This window comes from Klebsiella sp. PK18 (assembly GCF_057784655.1).
This window is the reverse complement of record NZ_CM173493.1, coordinates 1,161,330-1,176,299: the sequence shown is the minus strand read 5'-3', so window position 1 is coordinate 1,176,299 and position 14,970 is coordinate 1,161,330. Positions and strand designations below refer to the sequence as shown.

The 14,970-nt window shown below is 60.2% G+C and carries 13 protein-coding genes; 9 read left to right on the top strand and 4 right to left on the bottom strand.

Annotated features, from left to right (window positions below; translation table 11 throughout):
* Positions 1-15 precede the first annotated feature (15 nt).
* The 3 genes from oqxR to AC3EMD_RS05820 all read right to left on the bottom strand — a co-directional run bounded on the left by oqxR (position 16) and on the right by AC3EMD_RS05820 (position 5,132).
* Positions 16-495 (bottom strand): efflux pump transcriptional repressor OqxR, encoded by a 480-nt coding sequence (gene oqxR, locus AC3EMD_RS05830; RefSeq protein ID WP_008806108.1) that lies wholly within the window; start codon positions 493-495, stop codon positions 16-18.
* Between the two features lie 188 nt (positions 496-683).
* Positions 684-3,572, bottom strand: a complete 2,889-nt coding sequence (locus AC3EMD_RS05825; protein ID WP_302073980.1) for a C1 family peptidase — start codon at positions 3,570-3,572, stop codon at positions 684-686.
* A 648-nt stretch (positions 3,573-4,220) separates the two neighbouring features.
* The gene (locus AC3EMD_RS05820; RefSeq protein ID WP_002914199.1) at positions 4,221-5,132 is read right to left on the bottom strand and encodes a LysR family transcriptional regulator; all 912 of its coding nucleotides are present in this window, start codon (positions 5,130-5,132) and stop codon (positions 4,221-4,223) included.
* A 115-nt stretch (positions 5,133-5,247) separates the two neighbouring features.
* Between AC3EMD_RS05820 and speB the strand changes: the two genes are divergently transcribed.
* The 9 genes from speB to AC3EMD_RS05775 all read left to right on the top strand — a co-directional run bounded on the left by speB (position 5,248) and on the right by AC3EMD_RS05775 (position 13,810).
* A complete protein-coding gene (gene speB, locus AC3EMD_RS05815; protein ID WP_004145693.1) occupies positions 5,248-6,198 on the top strand; it encodes an agmatinase in 951 nt (316 codons plus the stop codon).
* Positions 6,199-6,208: 10 nt separating this feature from the next.
* Positions 6,209-7,072 carry a sugar phosphate isomerase/epimerase family protein gene (locus tag AC3EMD_RS05810; RefSeq protein WP_012540818.1) on the top strand — a complete coding sequence of 288 codons (864 nt, stop codon included), beginning with the start codon at positions 6,209-6,211 and terminating at the stop codon, positions 7,070-7,072.
* Complete coding sequence (locus tag AC3EMD_RS05805; protein ID WP_032755320.1) at positions 7,069-8,136, top strand: isopenicillin N synthase family dioxygenase; 1,068 nt, start codon at positions 7,069-7,071, stop codon at positions 8,134-8,136. Before AC3EMD_RS05810 ends, AC3EMD_RS05805 begins: the two co-directional genes overlap by 4 nt.
* Positions 8,137-8,155: 19 nt before the next feature.
* On the top strand, positions 8,156-8,959 hold the full coding sequence (locus AC3EMD_RS05800) for an ABC transporter substrate-binding protein (protein WP_004899993.1): 804 nt from the start codon (positions 8,156-8,158) through the stop codon (positions 8,957-8,959).
* A gap of 30 nt (positions 8,960-8,989) precedes the next feature.
* The gene (locus AC3EMD_RS05795) at positions 8,990-10,510 is read left to right on the top strand and encodes an amino acid ABC transporter permease/ATP-binding protein (RefSeq protein WP_023298099.1); all 1,521 of its coding nucleotides are present in this window, start codon (positions 8,990-8,992) and stop codon (positions 10,508-10,510) included.
* Positions 10,511-11,239 (top strand): class II aldolase/adducin family protein, encoded by a 729-nt coding sequence (locus tag AC3EMD_RS05790; RefSeq protein ID WP_004899997.1) that lies wholly within the window; start codon positions 10,511-10,513, stop codon positions 11,237-11,239. It begins immediately after the preceding gene.
* A 5-nt stretch (positions 11,240-11,244) separates the two neighbouring features.
* Complete coding sequence (locus AC3EMD_RS05785; protein ID WP_008806113.1) at positions 11,245-12,177, top strand: 2-hydroxyacid dehydrogenase; 933 nt, start codon at positions 11,245-11,247, stop codon at positions 12,175-12,177.
* A 60-nt stretch (positions 12,178-12,237) separates the two neighbouring features.
* The gene (locus AC3EMD_RS05780) at positions 12,238-13,032 is read left to right on the top strand and encodes an SDR family NAD(P)-dependent oxidoreductase (protein ID WP_032731122.1); all 795 of its coding nucleotides are present in this window, start codon (positions 12,238-12,240) and stop codon (positions 13,030-13,032) included.
* A gap of 157 nt (positions 13,033-13,189) precedes the next feature.
* Positions 13,190-13,810 carry a hypothetical protein gene (locus AC3EMD_RS05775; protein WP_032733660.1) on the top strand — a complete coding sequence of 207 codons (621 nt, stop codon included), beginning with the start codon at positions 13,190-13,192 and terminating at the stop codon, positions 13,808-13,810.
* 54 nt (positions 13,811-13,864) lie between these two features.
* Here AC3EMD_RS05775 and AC3EMD_RS05770 read toward each other — a convergent pair whose 3' ends face one another.
* Positions 13,865-14,701, bottom strand: a complete 837-nt coding sequence (locus AC3EMD_RS05770; RefSeq protein WP_043876172.1) for a transporter substrate-binding domain-containing protein — start codon at positions 14,699-14,701, stop codon at positions 13,865-13,867.
* Positions 14,702-14,970: the final 269 nt, after the last annotated feature.

Genomic DNA, 14,970 nt, shown 5'->3' with positions numbered 1-14,970 from the left:
GTCACCAGAAAATGATTAATGCGCTTTTTTAAAGCGGGCGATCATTTCCGGCACCGGGTCGCAGCCGCTGCTATCGCCATTTTTGACCGCCTCCAGCGCGCTGGCCACGGTGTGACGAGCAAGGACGTTTAGCGAAGCCTGCTCTGCTTCATCGGCAATCGATTTGAAGTACCAACAGGCGTTGGCGCTGACCACGCAGCGAGCCGGAACTTCAGGACGCGACGCCCACAGCTTTTTATCTTCAATAACCGAAAGATAGATATCACGCAGGGTGATCTTGTCCGCCGGGCGGCCAAGATGAATAGAGCCGTTGCGTCCAAGCGTGGAGACGATGATGCCGTCACGAGTAAGCGGAACCATTAGTTTACGGATAAAGCTCGGGTTCGCTTCCAGGCCGTAGGCCAGAATCGCACTCGTCGAACGTTCACCCATCTGCTCCGCCATTGCTACGCTGAGAACCATCTGCAAAGCTGTCGGGAAGCGGTAATCTAACATGGTATTGTCCTGGGTTGCGGTGAATCTTGTTCTTTTTGGCACCGCAGAGGTGAATAATCAATGAACAACAATATAACAAATACGGGAATTTTTTTGAAGCAATCTGCGGTTAGCCTGCGAAGTAAATTTTCTGATTTCACGGGCAAAGGCTGCCGGATGACAAACCCGGCAACCACATACCGTGCCATCTAAAAACCGCGAAGATCATCCACCGGTACGTTCAGCTGGTTATTCTCAACAATGCGTTGCAGGGTCAGGCTGATCACGTCAATGTTGTTATCGAAACTGCCGTGGGAAGCATCGATCATCACGCCTGGGCCGCCACGGACCTTATCGATATCAATGATGTTGGTTCGGCCGCGCTTTTCCAGCCCCGCCTCAGCCGCAGCATGACGCCAGTTACGCAATGCTTCCCCGGTGCTCGACGAACCGTCCCAACCCGAGTAGTTTTTATCGTGTATCTTGTCCATTCCCAGCAGCGGTGTTCGCCGATCCCCTTCTAACGCGTTGGAGACGAAATAGAGGAGCGACTTGCGATAAATAGCTGCCACATTGTCGGCTCGTTCAATGCGATCGGACAAGATATGGAGATACATACGTTTCATCAGCAATTCATGCGGGGCATAGTGTCGGTTGGCAAACTGTACCGTACATGCCGGCGCATAGAGATGCGCAGACTTGAGAGCGTCACCCAGGCCGCGGGATGACAACAGATCGACGAAATGGCCGAGAATAATACTGCCCGCCGAGTGACCAATTATATGAATTTCAAGCGCTTTCCCCCAGGTTTCCACTAACTTTTGCAGGGCCGTCACCAGCAGATCGCCTGCGCGTCCTGAAACGCAACTAAATTCAGCGTTCTCCTTCATTTCGCTCCACAGAGGCTTCGCGGCCGGCCGACCAATAGTTTCCTCAATCAGCAGATCGGAAGCCTCAGTCAATGCCTCACGCACGCCACCCGCGCGCGAGGGTTCACGGCGAAAATGGTCGGAGAAGATATCGCCAATGGACTCCAGGATCCCTGTTTTCCACACCAGAAAGAGTGGATAGCAATCGTTGCCAGTGAAATAACGTCCCATCGCCCCCGCCCGCGCAATCGACCCGGCCTCATTGTTGAGCCCGCCATGCGCATAAATGACTAAGCGTTTAGTCTCTGCGTGTTGTAAGCGAAACCAACGATCGGGCAATACGCATCCCTGATACATCAGCGTACGCGTCATCTCGTCCTGGGTCAGGTAGCGGTCCACCCGACCATCGTTGCCGATAACAATACTGTGCTGATAGGCCGTGGTTTCGTCCCACCACTGCGGGTGATTACCCGCGGCGGCCTGTGTGGCAAGGGCTGGCGAACCCGTTGCAAGCTGCCCTGGCACCACGCCGGGCACGCCCAGCGCCGCCACCCAGGCATCCATCGCGTTGGTCAGCCAGTCGGCATAACTCAGTACCGCGAAGCCACCGCATCCCCACTCTGTACCCCAGGAGTTTTGTACGATAAACCCGTCGCGGTTAAACCCAACCAGAGCAAACGCATGACCGCCCGTTTTAGTAGGCTTGCCATTGAACGCGATGACCGCCAGCGAGTCATGATTGGTGGGCGCCTTTTTCGCTGTCGGGACCGTCTGCCAGCCCTCATGGGTAAAGGCGGAAACGTAGATAGCCCCCACGTCATGGATGGCGGCCTGCATATCGGTAATATTTTTGATATCAATACGATAGTAGACCCCCAGCGTCGTATTCACCGCGCGCTCTGCGTATCCGTATTGCGGCGGGATATTTTCCTGCTCCCGGTAAGGCCAGTCAGACTCCAGACACACGCCGTGATGGAACCACCCTTTAAGCGCACCACGGCAGCTCGAACCGTCATAATCTTCCCCGGCGTATTCGTCGTATCGCCGGGCAAAGTTGTAAAGCATGCGGGGGCTCACTGAATCGAGTTTTTTCGGGAAACCAGCTTTACGCCAGCGCAAATAGTTCACCACGCAGGCTAAGCCAAAACCCGTGCAGGCGCCTTCCCGCCCCTGATCGAGGATCAGCTGCGCCTGGGTGTAGACGGTCAGTAGCGTGGCGATATCCTTATCAACCGGAAAGCGGTCCGGTAGGCTCACCGGCGGCGGCGTATAGGTACGATCGCGCAGATCAAGCGGATCCTTCGACGCATTGAGAACCGGTCCCTCTGCCGGGGCCGCGATCGCGGCGGCGCCCGCCTGCTGTCTGGCCCCTCTGCCAGCTCCCGCGCCCTGAATCTGGCTGGTCTGCTGCATAACCGCTGGCAAGACCGCTGCAAGCGTGAAGACTTTTTTGAAACTATCCAGCCCGTGCGCCCCGCCATTCACCAGCCTGCGCGCTTTCCGATAGTCGGGGGGCGTGGCTGTCAGGGCCGTGGTTAACGCCTCTCGACGATCGCCGAGGAACATCGCCAACAGTACCGCCGCCACCTCGGGTGCATTAGCTAAATCGGGAGAGCCGATAATGTCCACACCTATGCGGGAAGCATATTTCTGGTAGTTCGACCGCCCCGTAAGCTGTACGAAACCACGTCCGCGAAACCTAGCGCCATCCCCAGGTTTGATGTTACCAAGATTCTTGCCTTTGTCGGTCCCTGCGTCGTAGGCGCTGAACGCCGGCAGCCCTGGCAGCGTGTTGAACTGCGAGGGATATTCGGAAATCGGCACAAAGCCTTCGGTCTCCGCGCGGATGGTCCCCAGGGCGGCCAGGATCAACGGGATCGTCGTGAGTCCTTCGCTGGTTAACGCTGCCGCGACGTACGGCAGATAGCGCAGCACATTGGATGGTTTGGTGGCGGGGAATAAATGCTGCACCTCATCTGCCCGCAGCGCAAACGCAGGCAGCTTGATAAGCGCCAACAGGCTCTGGCAATAGGGACCGACGACGCCATCGGCGATGATGCCGATATTCGACTGCCAGTGTCGGACCGCCGAGGCGAGCGTGGCATCGAACGTGTCGCTATTCGAAGGCAATGCAAACATCTTCGCATCCGCCCCCAGCGTTTTCGCCAGACGCTCGCGTAACTGGACAACCTCCGGGCCGGATGAGCCCTGCAACAGCAATTTAACCATGACAATAATCCTCGAAAAGCGATGACCGTGCGGCGATATTGATATAGGCCGCAGTACGCAACATAACGTTGAGCTGTCCTTGTGAAATGAGGCTGACAAGTGGTATTGCTTCAGGCTGCAAAGCGACCCGGCGGCCGCGGATGATATCCCTCGACAAAGATGGCGCGTGTCGCTCTCTCGTTTGAGGCGGGCAAACTTCGTCTGGGCAGGCGTTCCGGCATGCTCGTATGAGTATAGGAGAAGCGTAACGGCACCCGAGGATTTATTACTGGCTGAAATCTGGCACGGGTCAGCCGTTGACGGGCGGTTCAGGAGACATCATTCTCTCCCCGTTCGCCAACTATCCGCTGCCATAACGGCAGCGGATCCTGCGGGATTTGTCTGGCGCTGATCTGCCTGCACAAACTCTCCACCATCGCGATTGCGGAAAAAACCATTAAAGCGAATCGCTAACGACTGCGCTGCCCGGCGACCTGTCCACACCAGCGGCGCCTAACCCTGTGGATAACCTGGAGGCAGTTGCCTGGCAGCCGCAGCCCGGGCGGGCTACCGGCTGCTGTTCGTTTTTTAAACAGGAGAAATGCCACCGCCAGGCTGCGCGCTGAGCGCCAGAGCCACCACCGCGGCGGAGGGAAGCCCCTACCCCACTCAGTAATTCCACTTCGGCCGCGCCACCGTGTTTTTCTTCAACAGGTCGCGGAACGCTTTCAGGTAGGGCTCATTGCTGCGCCCGCGCTTACAGATAGCGGAGAACGGCGACTGAAAGCCAAACTCGTTGGGCAGCAGCACCCGCAGGCGGTTCTCTTTGATCCACGGCCAGGCGTAATGCTCCGGCAGATAGCCAATATATTTCCCCGAGAGGATCAGCAACAGCTGGGCGTCGACGGTCTCGACGGTGGCGCTGCCTTTGCTGAAGCCCCGGCGGCGCAAATCGCTGGTGTTCCAGTAGCTGCGGGTCACCAGCGGGCACTGGCTGATCTGCTCTTTATCCAGCTGACGGCTGAAGAACATCGGGTGCAGATCGCTGCAGTAGAGCCAGTGCTGTTCGCGGTACAGCGGCTCGCTGATGATGTTATGCACCTGCGAGTTGTAGCTGCCGATGGCCAGGTCGATATGGTTGTTCAGCACGCCGTTCAGTTGCTCCGCCGGGGTGCGAATAATCAGTTTGATATGCACATGGGGAAATTTGTCGCTGAAGCTGCGCAGAACCACCGGCAGCGAGAGCGCCGTTTCGGTCTCGATGGAGTCGAGCGTCGAGATGCACAAGGTGCCGCTGTGCTCCCCTTTGAGCAGCGCCGACTGCCGCTCCAGCTCATTGAGTTCACTCAGCACGCGGATCGCCTGCTGTAAAAACTGCTGACCTTTCTCAGTCAGGGAAAAACCGCCGCGCCCGCGCTGGCAGAGGGTGAAGCCAAGCTGTCCCTCCAGCTGCGACATGGCATTGCTGATGGCGGAGACCGAAATGCCCAGCTCCTGCTGGGCCCGGCTATAGCTCTCCAGGCGGGCCACCGCCTCGAAAACCTGCAGCTGTCGAATATTAAGGCTGGCGTCGTGATGCATCGTATTTAGTTCACCAATAAATGAACTGAGTATTTACGTCAGACGATGTAAAGTCCAGCGCGGGTTGCGCACTATCTCTCCTGTTACGTTTCATCCGTCAGATTCAGGAGCAGACATGGATAACCTCTTTCACCAACCGCAGGGTGGCAATGAGATGCCACGCTTCGCCGGTCGCGCCACAATGATGCGCCTGCCGTTTATCGAAGATTTACAGGGACTTGATGCGGCATTTGTCGGCATTCCGCTGGATATCGGCACCTCGCAGCGCTCGGGAACGCGCTACGGACCACGCTATATTCGCGCCGAATCGGTGATGATCCGTCCGTACAATATGGCAACCGGCGCCGCGCCGTTCGACTCGCTGTCGGTGGCCGACATCGGCGATGTGCCGATCAATACCTACAGCCTGCTCAAATCGGTGCAAATTATCGAAGATTACTACACCGGTTTGAATAGTTATCCGCTGATCCCGCTAACCCTCGGCGGGGACCACACCATTACCCTGCCGATCCTGCGGGCGCTGACCAAAAAACATGGTCCGGTGGGGCTCATCCACGTCGACGCCCATACCGATACCAATGATGAGATGTTCGGAGAGAAAATCGCCCACGGCACCACCTTCCGCCGCGCCGTTGAGGAGGGACTGCTCGACCTCAAACGGGTGGTGCAGATTGGCCAGCGCGCCCAGGGCTATGCCGCCGGCGACTTCCAGTGGGGCGTTGACCAGGGCTTTCGCCTGGTGCAGGCGGAGCAGTGCTGGCATACCTCGCTGGCGCCACTGATGGCCGAAGTCCGCCAGCAGATGGGCGACGGGCCGGTGTATCTCAGCTTTGATATCGACAGCCTCGATCCCATCTGGGCCCCGGGAACCGGGACGCCGGAAGTCGGCGGCCTGACCTCCATTCAGGCGCTGGAGATCGTCCGCGGCTGCCGCGGCCTGAACCTGATTGGCGCCGATCTGGTCGAGGTCTCGCCCCCCTACGACGTGAGTGGTAATACCTCCCAGCTGGCGGCCAACCTGCTGTACGAGATGCTCTGCGTCCTGCCCGGCGTGAAGTACGCCTGAGGAAGCCGCCATGGAGCTGAAATGCTTTCGCACCCTCTGGGGAGTCACCACCCCCTGGTCGCAAACGCTGGATGAGCTGCAGCGCGTCGGCTGCTGCGGTATCGAAGCCCGCGTGCCGTTAACGGTGGCCGAACGGCGGGAGCTCGCCGACCGCCTGCAGGCGTCGGGGCTGGAGTATATCGCCATTCTTTTCAGCGGCGGCGGAGTGCTCCCCGCCCAGCATGAAACGCCGGAGCAGCATCTGGCGCGCCTGCAGACCCGCTTCGCCGAGGCCAGCAGCCTCAACCCGCGCTTTGTCAATCTGCTGGCGGGCAACGATCGCTGGCCGCTGGCGCAGCAGGTCGATTTTCTCGGCAAGGCGCACGAGCTGGCCGCCGGGTTTGGTTTGACCTGCAGCTTTGAAACCCATCGCGCCACCTCGCTGTACAGCCCGTGGCTCACGCTGGAGATTATTCAGCAGCTCCCCCAGTTGCGCTTTACCGCCGACATCAGCCACTGGGTGGTGGTCAGCGAGCGCCTGCTGGATGACCCCTGCGATGACTTCAGCGCCTTTATCGACCGCGTGCATCACGTGCAGGCCCGGGTGGGCTACGACCAGGGGCCGCAGGTGCCGCACCCGGCGGCGCCGGAGTATCAGCCGGCGCTGGCTTTTGCCGAGCGCTTCTGGCAGCAGGTCTGGCATTCACAGCGCCAGCGCGGCTACCCGCAGACCACGCTGACCCCGGAGTTTGGCGCCGACGGCTATCTGCACCATCTGCCGTTCACCAACGTTCCGGTGGCCGACCTCTGGTCGCTCAACGCCTGGATGGCCGCGCGCCAGCAGGCCCACTTTCAGCAGTTTTTAACGCTCACTGAACAGGAACCGCAGCCATGACCGCCGTGAAGCACGCTTTTACTGAACTCCCGACCATCGATATCCGCGATCTGGCCGGCGACGATCTCGCCAGGCGCCAGGCGGTGGCCGACGCCATCGGCCGCGCGGCGCGCGAGGTGGGCTTTTTCTACATCACTGGCCACGGCATCGACCCGGCGCTGATCGCCGGCGTCCGCGAGGCGGCGAAGCAGATCTTCGCCCTGCCGATGGAGGAGAAGATGAACTATTACATCGGCCACTCCAAAAGCCATAAGGGCTACGTTCCGGAAGGAGAAGAGATCTACGGCTCCGGCAAGCCGGACCATAAAGAGGCTTTCGATATCGGCTTCCAGGCAGCGGATGACCATCCGCTGGTGCTCGCCGGCACGCCGCTGATCGGCGCCAATGAGTGGCCCGATCTGCCGGATTTCCGCGCGCGGGTGCTGGCCTACTACGACGCAGTCTTCGCCCTCGGCCACCGTCTGTTCGACGCTTTCGCCCTCGCGCTCGGCCTGCCGGAAGGGTATTTCAAACCGATGGTGACCTGCCCGCCGGCCAAGCTGCGGCTGATCCATTACCCGTTCGACGCCAGCGTCGAAGATGTTCCCGGAATTGGTGCACACACCGACTATGAGTGCTTCACCCTGCTGCTCGCCGACCAGCCCGGCCTTGAAGTCCTCAATGAAGAAAGCGTGTGGATCGATGCACCTCCCGTCAAGAACGCCGCCGGAGAAGAGGCGTTCGTGATCAATATCGGCGACATGCTGGAAGTGCTCAGCGCTGGCACATTTGTTGCTACAGCCCACCGGGTGCGCAAAGTGCCGCAGGAGCGGTACTCCTTCCCGCTGTTTTTCGCCTGCGATTACCACACGCTGATCCGCCCGCTGCCGACCTTCCTCGCCGCCGGCGAAGCCGGTGAATATCAGGCGCTCAGCATCGGGGAGCATATGTGGAGCCAGGCGCTGCAAACCTATCGCTACCTGCGCGAAAAGGTCAATCGCGGTGAACTTCAGCTACCGGAGCGCGCGCGCGGCACCAATACGTTTGGCCATTTGAAAAAACAGGCTCAGCAAAAAAACCCCTAACCACCCGTGAGGATCCATGATGACTAGCACCCTGAAAAAAATCTCGCGCCGTGTCGCGCTTACCCTCGCCGTCAGCGCCTGTTTTTCCCCTGTCACCCAGGCGGCGGAACTGCTGACCGAGGGCGTCTTTAAGGTGGGGATGGAGGTCACCTACCCGCCGTTTGAGTCCTATGACAGCAATAACAACATCGTCGGTCTCGACCCGGATTTCGCCGCGCTGATCGCCCAACATCTGCAGGCCAAACCGCAGCTGATCGACACCAAGTTCACCAGCCTGATCCTCGGCATCGGCAAGAAATATGATGCGGTGATCTCCGGGATGTACGTGACGCCGGAACGCCAGAAGCAGGCCGACGCCATCCCTTACGCCCTCTCCGGCGCGTCGATCATCGCCCTGAAGGGCGGCGCGGTGCAGCCGAAAACCGAAGATGAGCTGTGCGGCGTGAAGGTCGGCCTGCAGGCAGGCACCACCTGGGTGACCAGCCTGAAAAAACACTCCGATGAGTGGTGCCTGAAAAACGGCAAACCGGCCATCACCATTCAGGAGTTCCCGACGGCGCCGGAAGCCTCGCAGGCGCTGCTGTCGAAGAACATCGGCGCCCAGCTTGAGATTGCCCCGGCGGCGCAGATCATCGTCGACAAGAGCCGCGGCCGCCTGGGGATAAGCTCTACGCGCCTGGTCTACCCGCTGCCGTTGGGGATCTACGTCGCCAAAGGCAACACCGAGCTGGCGGAGGCGATTAAGGCTACCCTGGCCGCGCTGAAAGCCAACGGCCAATATGCCGCGCTGATCAAAAAATACAACTTAGAAAGCATCGATTAAGACAATAAGCACTGCGCAACAGGAGTCGGTATGGCGTTCGATTGGGGATACTTTTTTTCACTGTTTAGCATTGGAGCATTCTGGCAGGCGTGCGTGACCGTGATCGTGGTCAGCACCTTGTCCTGGGGGATCGGCCTGGTGGTCGGTTTTCTGTTAGCCTGCGCGAAGCTCTCCGCGCCGCGCTGGGTCAAGATCCCCGTCGAACTCTATATCTGGTTTTTTCGCAGCGTGCCGCTGATGGTGCTGCTGGTGTTTGTCTACAACCTGCCGCAGCTGTTTCCGGTGACCCAGCCGCTACTCGGGGTGCCGTTTATCGCCGGGCTGGTGTCGATGACCGTCACCGAAGCGGCCTATATGGCGGAGATCCACCGCGGCGGCCTGCTGTCGGTGGCCAAGGGGCAGAGCGAGGCGGGCCATGCGCTGAGCTTCAGCTTTATCGGCATCCAGCGGCTGATTGTTATTCCTCAGGCGTTTCGCATCTCGCTGCCGACGCTGATCAATGAATACATCACCATCATTAAGCTGAGCTCGATTCTGTCGGTGGTCTCCTTACCCGAGCTGCTGCTCACCGGCCAGCGCTTGTATGCGCAAAATTTCCTCGTGATGGAGACCCTGCTGGCGGTGGCGGTGTACTACGTGATGGTGGTTACCGTCTTCACCTGGCTGTTCCGGGCGCTGGAAAATCGTCTCGATATTCAGCGCAAGCGTCCGCAAACCCTCAGCGAGGCGGAATGCCAGGCGCTGCGCCAGAGCCTGCCGGCGCTGACGGAGGAGATCAAAACGCCGGCCGTCAACGGCGCGCCGCCAGCGCTCGATCTGCGGGGCATCCGCAAATCCTGGGGTCAGCATGAGGTGCTGAAAGGCATCGATCTGCAGGTGGATAACGGGGAGGTGATCAGCATCATCGGCCCGTCCGGCTCCGGCAAAACCACCCTGATCCGCACCATCAACGCCCTCGAAAGCCTTGATGGCGGGGAGATCATTCTCTACGGCGAGGACTATCTGAAGGGCGGAGCCATCGTCGACAAACGCCAGATGCGCGCCGGGGTGCGGCGCATCGGCATGGTCTTCCAGAGCTTCAACCTGTTCCCCCACCGCACGGTGCTCGACAACGTGATGCTGGCCCCGCGCTATCACCAGCTGCTTGACCAGCCGGTCGCCCGCGAGCAGGCCCTGGCGCTGCTCGACCGCGTCGGCCTGCTGGCCCATGCCCACAAATACCCCTGGCAGCTCTCAGGCGGCCAGCAGCAGCGCGTGGCGATCGCCCGGGCGCTGGCGCTGAAGCCGGACATTATGCTGTTTGACGAGCCAACCTCGGCGCTGGATCCGGAGCTGGTAGGCGAAGTGTTGAAGGTCATTCAGTCGCTGGCCCGCGAAGGCATGACCATGCTGATTGTCACTCACGAGATGGACTTCGCCCTGTCGATTTCCGACCGCGTGGTGCTGATGGAGAACGGCGTGGTGCAGGCCGATATCGCCCCGCAGGTGATCCGCAGCCCCCTGGAGGCCCCTTCTCTGCAACGAATCCGTGAATTTATGGGAGTACGCTAAATGGCAACTGAGCAACACCTGCGCCAGCAGTTGGCCGCCGCCTACCGGCTGGCGGCGCTGTTCGGCTGGGAGGATACCCTCTACACCCACTTCTCCGTGCGCCTGCCCGGCGATGGCGAGCCGCGTTTTTTAATTAACCCCTTCGGCATGATGTTTGACGAAGTCACCGCCAGCAACCTGATCGTGGTGGATATGCAGGGCAAGGTCGTAGAGGGCGACGCGCCAGCTAACTCGGCGGGCTTTACCATCCACAGCGCGGTGCATATGGCCCGGGAAGACGCCCACTGCGTGATCCACACCCATACGCTGCCGGGAATGGCGGTGGCCGCCTGCGAGGACGGCCTGCTGCAGCTTAACCAGATCAGCACCGAGTTTTACCAGCGCGTCGGCTACCATCCCTATGAAGGGGTGGCCTTTGACCTCGACGAACGGGCGCGCATCCAGCGCTCGCTGGGGAATAATATCGCCATGATCCTGCAGAGCCACGGCCTGCTGTCGGTGGGCCGCACCGTGGCCGATGCGTTTTACATCATGTACTACCTGAACCGCGCCTGCGAGATCCAAATGGCCACCGCCCAGCTGGCGGCCCTCAGCCCGATCCACACCATCGCTCCGCACCTCAGCCAGCACGCCTGCGAGCAGCTGATGGGTGTGGAGCATGAACGTCAACAGGTCTGGCAGGCGTGGCTGCGCCGTCTTGACCGTCTCGATACCTCTTACAAAGACTAACGCCTATGTCTGATATCACTATCGTTGTGGATTGTAACGACGCGGATTTCGCCCGCGATATTTGCGCCGCCCTGCAGCAGTTTCCCGACGTCACGGCGCTTCTGCCCCATCACCAGGCGGCGCGCGACGCCCAGTACGCCAGCTGCTGGTTCCCGGACCCGCAGCTGCTGAGCCGCTCGCCGGGGCTGAAGCTGATCCAGGCCGCGTCCGCCGGGGTCGATCATCTGCCGCCCGCGCTGTTCGCCAGCGAGATCCCGCTGTGCCGGGTGATCGATGAAGATTTTCGCCACGGCATGTTCGAATATGCTCTGTGGAGCGTCCTGTGGTTTCAGCGCCATTTCGACCGGGCGCTGGCCCACCAGCGAACCCAAACCTGGAAGCTCTATCCCCAGCGCGCCGCCGCCGACTTCCATATCGGCATTATGGGTCTGGGCGAAATTGGCGGCTATATCGCTGACCAGCTGGCCCGCCTCGGCTATCGGGTCTCCGGCTGGTCGCGCAGTGAAAAGCAGCTGGCTGGTGTCACCTGCTATCGCGGCGAGGAGGCGCTCGACCACTTTCTTGGGTCGCTTGACGGGCTGATTAACCTCCTGCCGCTCACCGCGCAGACCCGAGGTATCCTCGCCGCGCCGCTGTTCAACCGGCTACCCGCCGGGGCGGTGTTGATCAACTGCGGCCGCGGGGAGCATATGGTCAATGACGATGTGCTGGCGGCGCTGGAGAGCGGCCAGCTCGCCGGGGCGGTGCTCGACGTCTTCCCGCAGGAGCCATTGCCGGCGGACGATCCGCTGTGGCGCCATCCGCAGGTGGTCATCACCCCGCATATGGCCTCTGCGGCCCCTGCCGAGGTGATCGCCCGCCAGTTGCTGGAGAACATTCAGCGCCAGCGCCGCGGGCTGCCGCTGAAGAACCTGGTCAATAAGCACGCCGGTTACTGATCCCCAGCCATACTGCCGCTGCTACGCTTAATGGGAGATCCACAACCAGAAGGCAGGAACATGAAGATTGATTTAGCGGGGAAAGTCGCGCTGGTCACCGCCTCCACGGCGGGTATTGGCTTCGCCATCGCCAAAGGCCTGGCGGAGAGCGGCGCAGAGATCATCATTAACGGGCGCAGCGAGCAGAGCGTGAACGCCGCCATCGCTCGTCTGCAAAATGAGGTGTCGGGCGCGAAGGCGCGACCCGCCATCGCCGACCTCAGCGACGCCGACGGCGCAGCCCAGCTGCTGCGGGCGGTGACCGGCGTCGATATTCTGGTCAATAACGCCGGGATCTATGGCCCGCAGGATTTCTACGCCACCGACGACGCGACATGGGACAACTACTGGCAGACCAACGTCATGTCCGGCGTACGCCTGTCACGGGGGCTGCTCCCGGCGATGGTCAGTAAAGGCTGGGGGCGGGTGGTGTTTATCTCCTCAGAATCGGCGCGCAATATCCCGGCGGACATGATCCATTATGGCGTGACCAAGACCGCGCAGCTGTCGCTGGCCCGCGGCCTGGCGAAATATGTCGCCGGCAGCGGAGTGACCGTTAACAGCGTACTGCCAGGGCCGACGATTTCCGACGGCTTTGCCGAGATGCTGAAAGACGACGTGGCGAAAACCGGCAAGTCGCTGGAGGAACTGGCGAAAGCGTTTGTCATGACCCATCGTCCGAGCTCGGTGATCCAGCGGGCGGCCTCGGTGGAAGAGGTCGCCAATATGGTGGTCTACGTCTGCTCGCCGCAGGCATCGGCCACCTCCGGCGCCGCACTGCGCGTCGACGGCGGCGTGGTGGATGATATTCTCTGACGCCCACCTCATTCAGGGGAGTCACCCTCCCCTGTCGCCTTCGCCGGCGCTAAACCGCGCAAAATGTTAAAAAAACGCGGCAAAGTCGCACAAAGTGAACAGGAACATGCATTCCCAAAACTTATGATATTTCTTTTAAGTATAAGTTGTGGTGTTAATGTCTCTGTTACGAAGCTTGCTATTCTTTCTCGGCGCGGCGGTCGCAGCCGCCCTCGCGGTACTCTGTCTGTGGGTGGATATTCGGGTGTTTGGTAACGACATCCCGGAGGTGTCGCTCACCGAAGTGGTGCAGGAGAGCGTGCTGGCCGTCATCGTACTGGTTCACTTCCTGCTGGCGCGAAAATATACCCACCTGCGCTATAGCAATATCCTCATCGGCGGCTTCTTCCTCGCCATGCTGATCCGTGAACTGGATGGCCTGTTTGATTTGCTCTCCCACGGCAGCTGGGTGTGGTTTGCCCTGCTGGCCACCGTAGGGTCGCTGCTGGCGCCGCTGCGCCATCTGCCTCAGACCCTGTCGCAGCTGGCGGAGTATACCCGCACGCCCTATTACGGGATGATGATCAGCGGCCTGCTGGCGATTCTGGTCTTCTCGCGGCTGTTCGGCATGCACGGCCTGTGGTACGCCGTGCTGGATGAGAACTACGCCCGGGTGGTGAAAAACACGGTCGAGGAAGGCAGCGAGTCGTTTGGCTATATGCTGTGCCTGACCGCCACCCTCGGCTACGCCTGCTACTTCCGCGGCCTCGCGCGACAGCCCCTGTCGCCGCAGCGCTAACCGTGGACGATAACCACCGCCGGACGCGTCTGCCGGCGGTGGCGCGCCGCCGCGTTAACCGCGAATTTTCCACTTCCGTTTGAGAACCTCTTTGTCCTGGCTATCCAGCCACTGGTTCACTTTCTCCAGCAGCGCCGGGTTATCCTTATTCATCATATACACCTTGTCGCTGGCGGTGCCGGCGAACGGTGTTTCGTTAGCAACGCAGAACACGCCGGGCTCTTTGCTTTGGTAATAGTCGCCTTCGATCAGGTCTGTCACCATCATATCGGCTGTTTTCTGCCGCAGCGCCTCCAGATTGTCGACGTTGTTCTGTACGCGAATGATCTGCGCCTGCTTGATATGCTCATCGACAAAGCTCTGGTTTGTGCCGCCAGGGTTGACGACCACCTTCACCTCCGGGCGGTCAATCTTCGCCAGCGAGCCGAGCCGCGGGGCGGCCTGGCAGTTGGCTAAGGCGATTTTACCGTTCGCCACTACCGGATGGCTGAGGGCGAAGTCCTTCGCCCGCGCCGGAGTCTGCGTCACGCCGCCCATCGCAATATCAAACTTGTCCGCCCGCAGATCGGCGGCAAGCGCTGGCCAGCTGGTGTAGACGAAGCTCACCTTCAGCCCCAGCGTGCGCCCGAGATCGCGGGCCATGTCCACGTCATAGCCCTGCAGCTCGCCGGCGGCATTGCGAAACGCTAGCGGGGCGTAATCGCCCGGCACGCCCACTTTCAGCTCACCGCTGTGCTCGATGGTTTGCATATCGCGCGCCTGGGCGCCGCAGGTCATTATCGCCAGCGTCAGCGCCAGCCCCACCGTCAGTTTCATCTCGCCATCCTTATCGTTATCGATTTTTCGCGCCGGGGTGATCGGCCGCTTATCAGTCCACACCATCCGCAGCATACGCCAGGGCATTCATCCTATTTTTAATCATCGTGACATACAACCCGGCAGCACGGTTGCCGATCGCAAATCTGGCGATAAAAAACAGCCCCCCTCCGGTGAATGATCCCTCATCTGCCGGGCGTAGCCTTACGTGAACGATCGTATTTTCCACCATGAAGTGGGTTCGAACACCTGGCAAAAAAGAGCAATAAGCTATTTCTAATCCATTGAATTAAAATAGCAATTTATTTTATCGAGCGATATTTGGCATTCAACTCGCGTTAATA

What these genes read in the sequence shown, in the direction of transcription:
- AC3EMD_RS05770 (WP_043876172.1), bottom strand. Translation starts at nt 14,701, where the DNA reads ATGCTGCGGATGGTGTGGACTGATAAGCGGCCGATCACCCCGGCGCGA.
- oqxR (WP_008806108.1), bottom strand. Translation starts at nt 495, where the DNA reads ATGTTAGATTACCGCTTCCCGACAGCTTTGCAGATGGTTCTCAGCGTA.
- AC3EMD_RS05780 (WP_032731122.1), top strand. Translation starts at nt 12,238, where the DNA reads ATGAAGATTGATTTAGCGGGGAAAGTCGCGCTGGTCACCGCCTCCACG.
- AC3EMD_RS05805 (WP_032755320.1), top strand. Translation starts at nt 7,069, where the DNA reads ATGACCGCCGTGAAGCACGCTTTTACTGAACTCCCGACCATCGATATC.
- AC3EMD_RS05810 (WP_012540818.1), top strand. Translation starts at nt 6,209, where the DNA reads ATGGAGCTGAAATGCTTTCGCACCCTCTGGGGAGTCACCACCCCCTGG.
- AC3EMD_RS05775 (WP_032733660.1), top strand. Translation starts at nt 13,190, where the DNA reads ATGTCTCTGTTACGAAGCTTGCTATTCTTTCTCGGCGCGGCGGTCGCA.
- AC3EMD_RS05785 (WP_008806113.1), top strand. Translation starts at nt 11,245, where the DNA reads ATGTCTGATATCACTATCGTTGTGGATTGTAACGACGCGGATTTCGCC.
- AC3EMD_RS05800 (WP_004899993.1), top strand. Translation starts at nt 8,156, where the DNA reads ATGACTAGCACCCTGAAAAAAATCTCGCGCCGTGTCGCGCTTACCCTC.
- AC3EMD_RS05790 (WP_004899997.1), top strand. Translation starts at nt 10,511, where the DNA reads ATGGCAACTGAGCAACACCTGCGCCAGCAGTTGGCCGCCGCCTACCGG.
- AC3EMD_RS05825 (WP_302073980.1), bottom strand. Translation starts at nt 3,572, where the DNA reads ATGGTTAAATTGCTGTTGCAGGGCTCATCCGGCCCGGAGGTTGTCCAG.
- speB (WP_004145693.1), top strand. Translation starts at nt 5,248, where the DNA reads ATGGATAACCTCTTTCACCAACCGCAGGGTGGCAATGAGATGCCACGC.
- AC3EMD_RS05820 (WP_002914199.1), bottom strand. Translation starts at nt 5,132, where the DNA reads ATGCATCACGACGCCAGCCTTAATATTCGACAGCTGCAGGTTTTCGAG.
- AC3EMD_RS05795 (WP_023298099.1), top strand. Translation starts at nt 8,990, where the DNA reads ATGGCGTTCGATTGGGGATACTTTTTTTCACTGTTTAGCATTGGAGCA.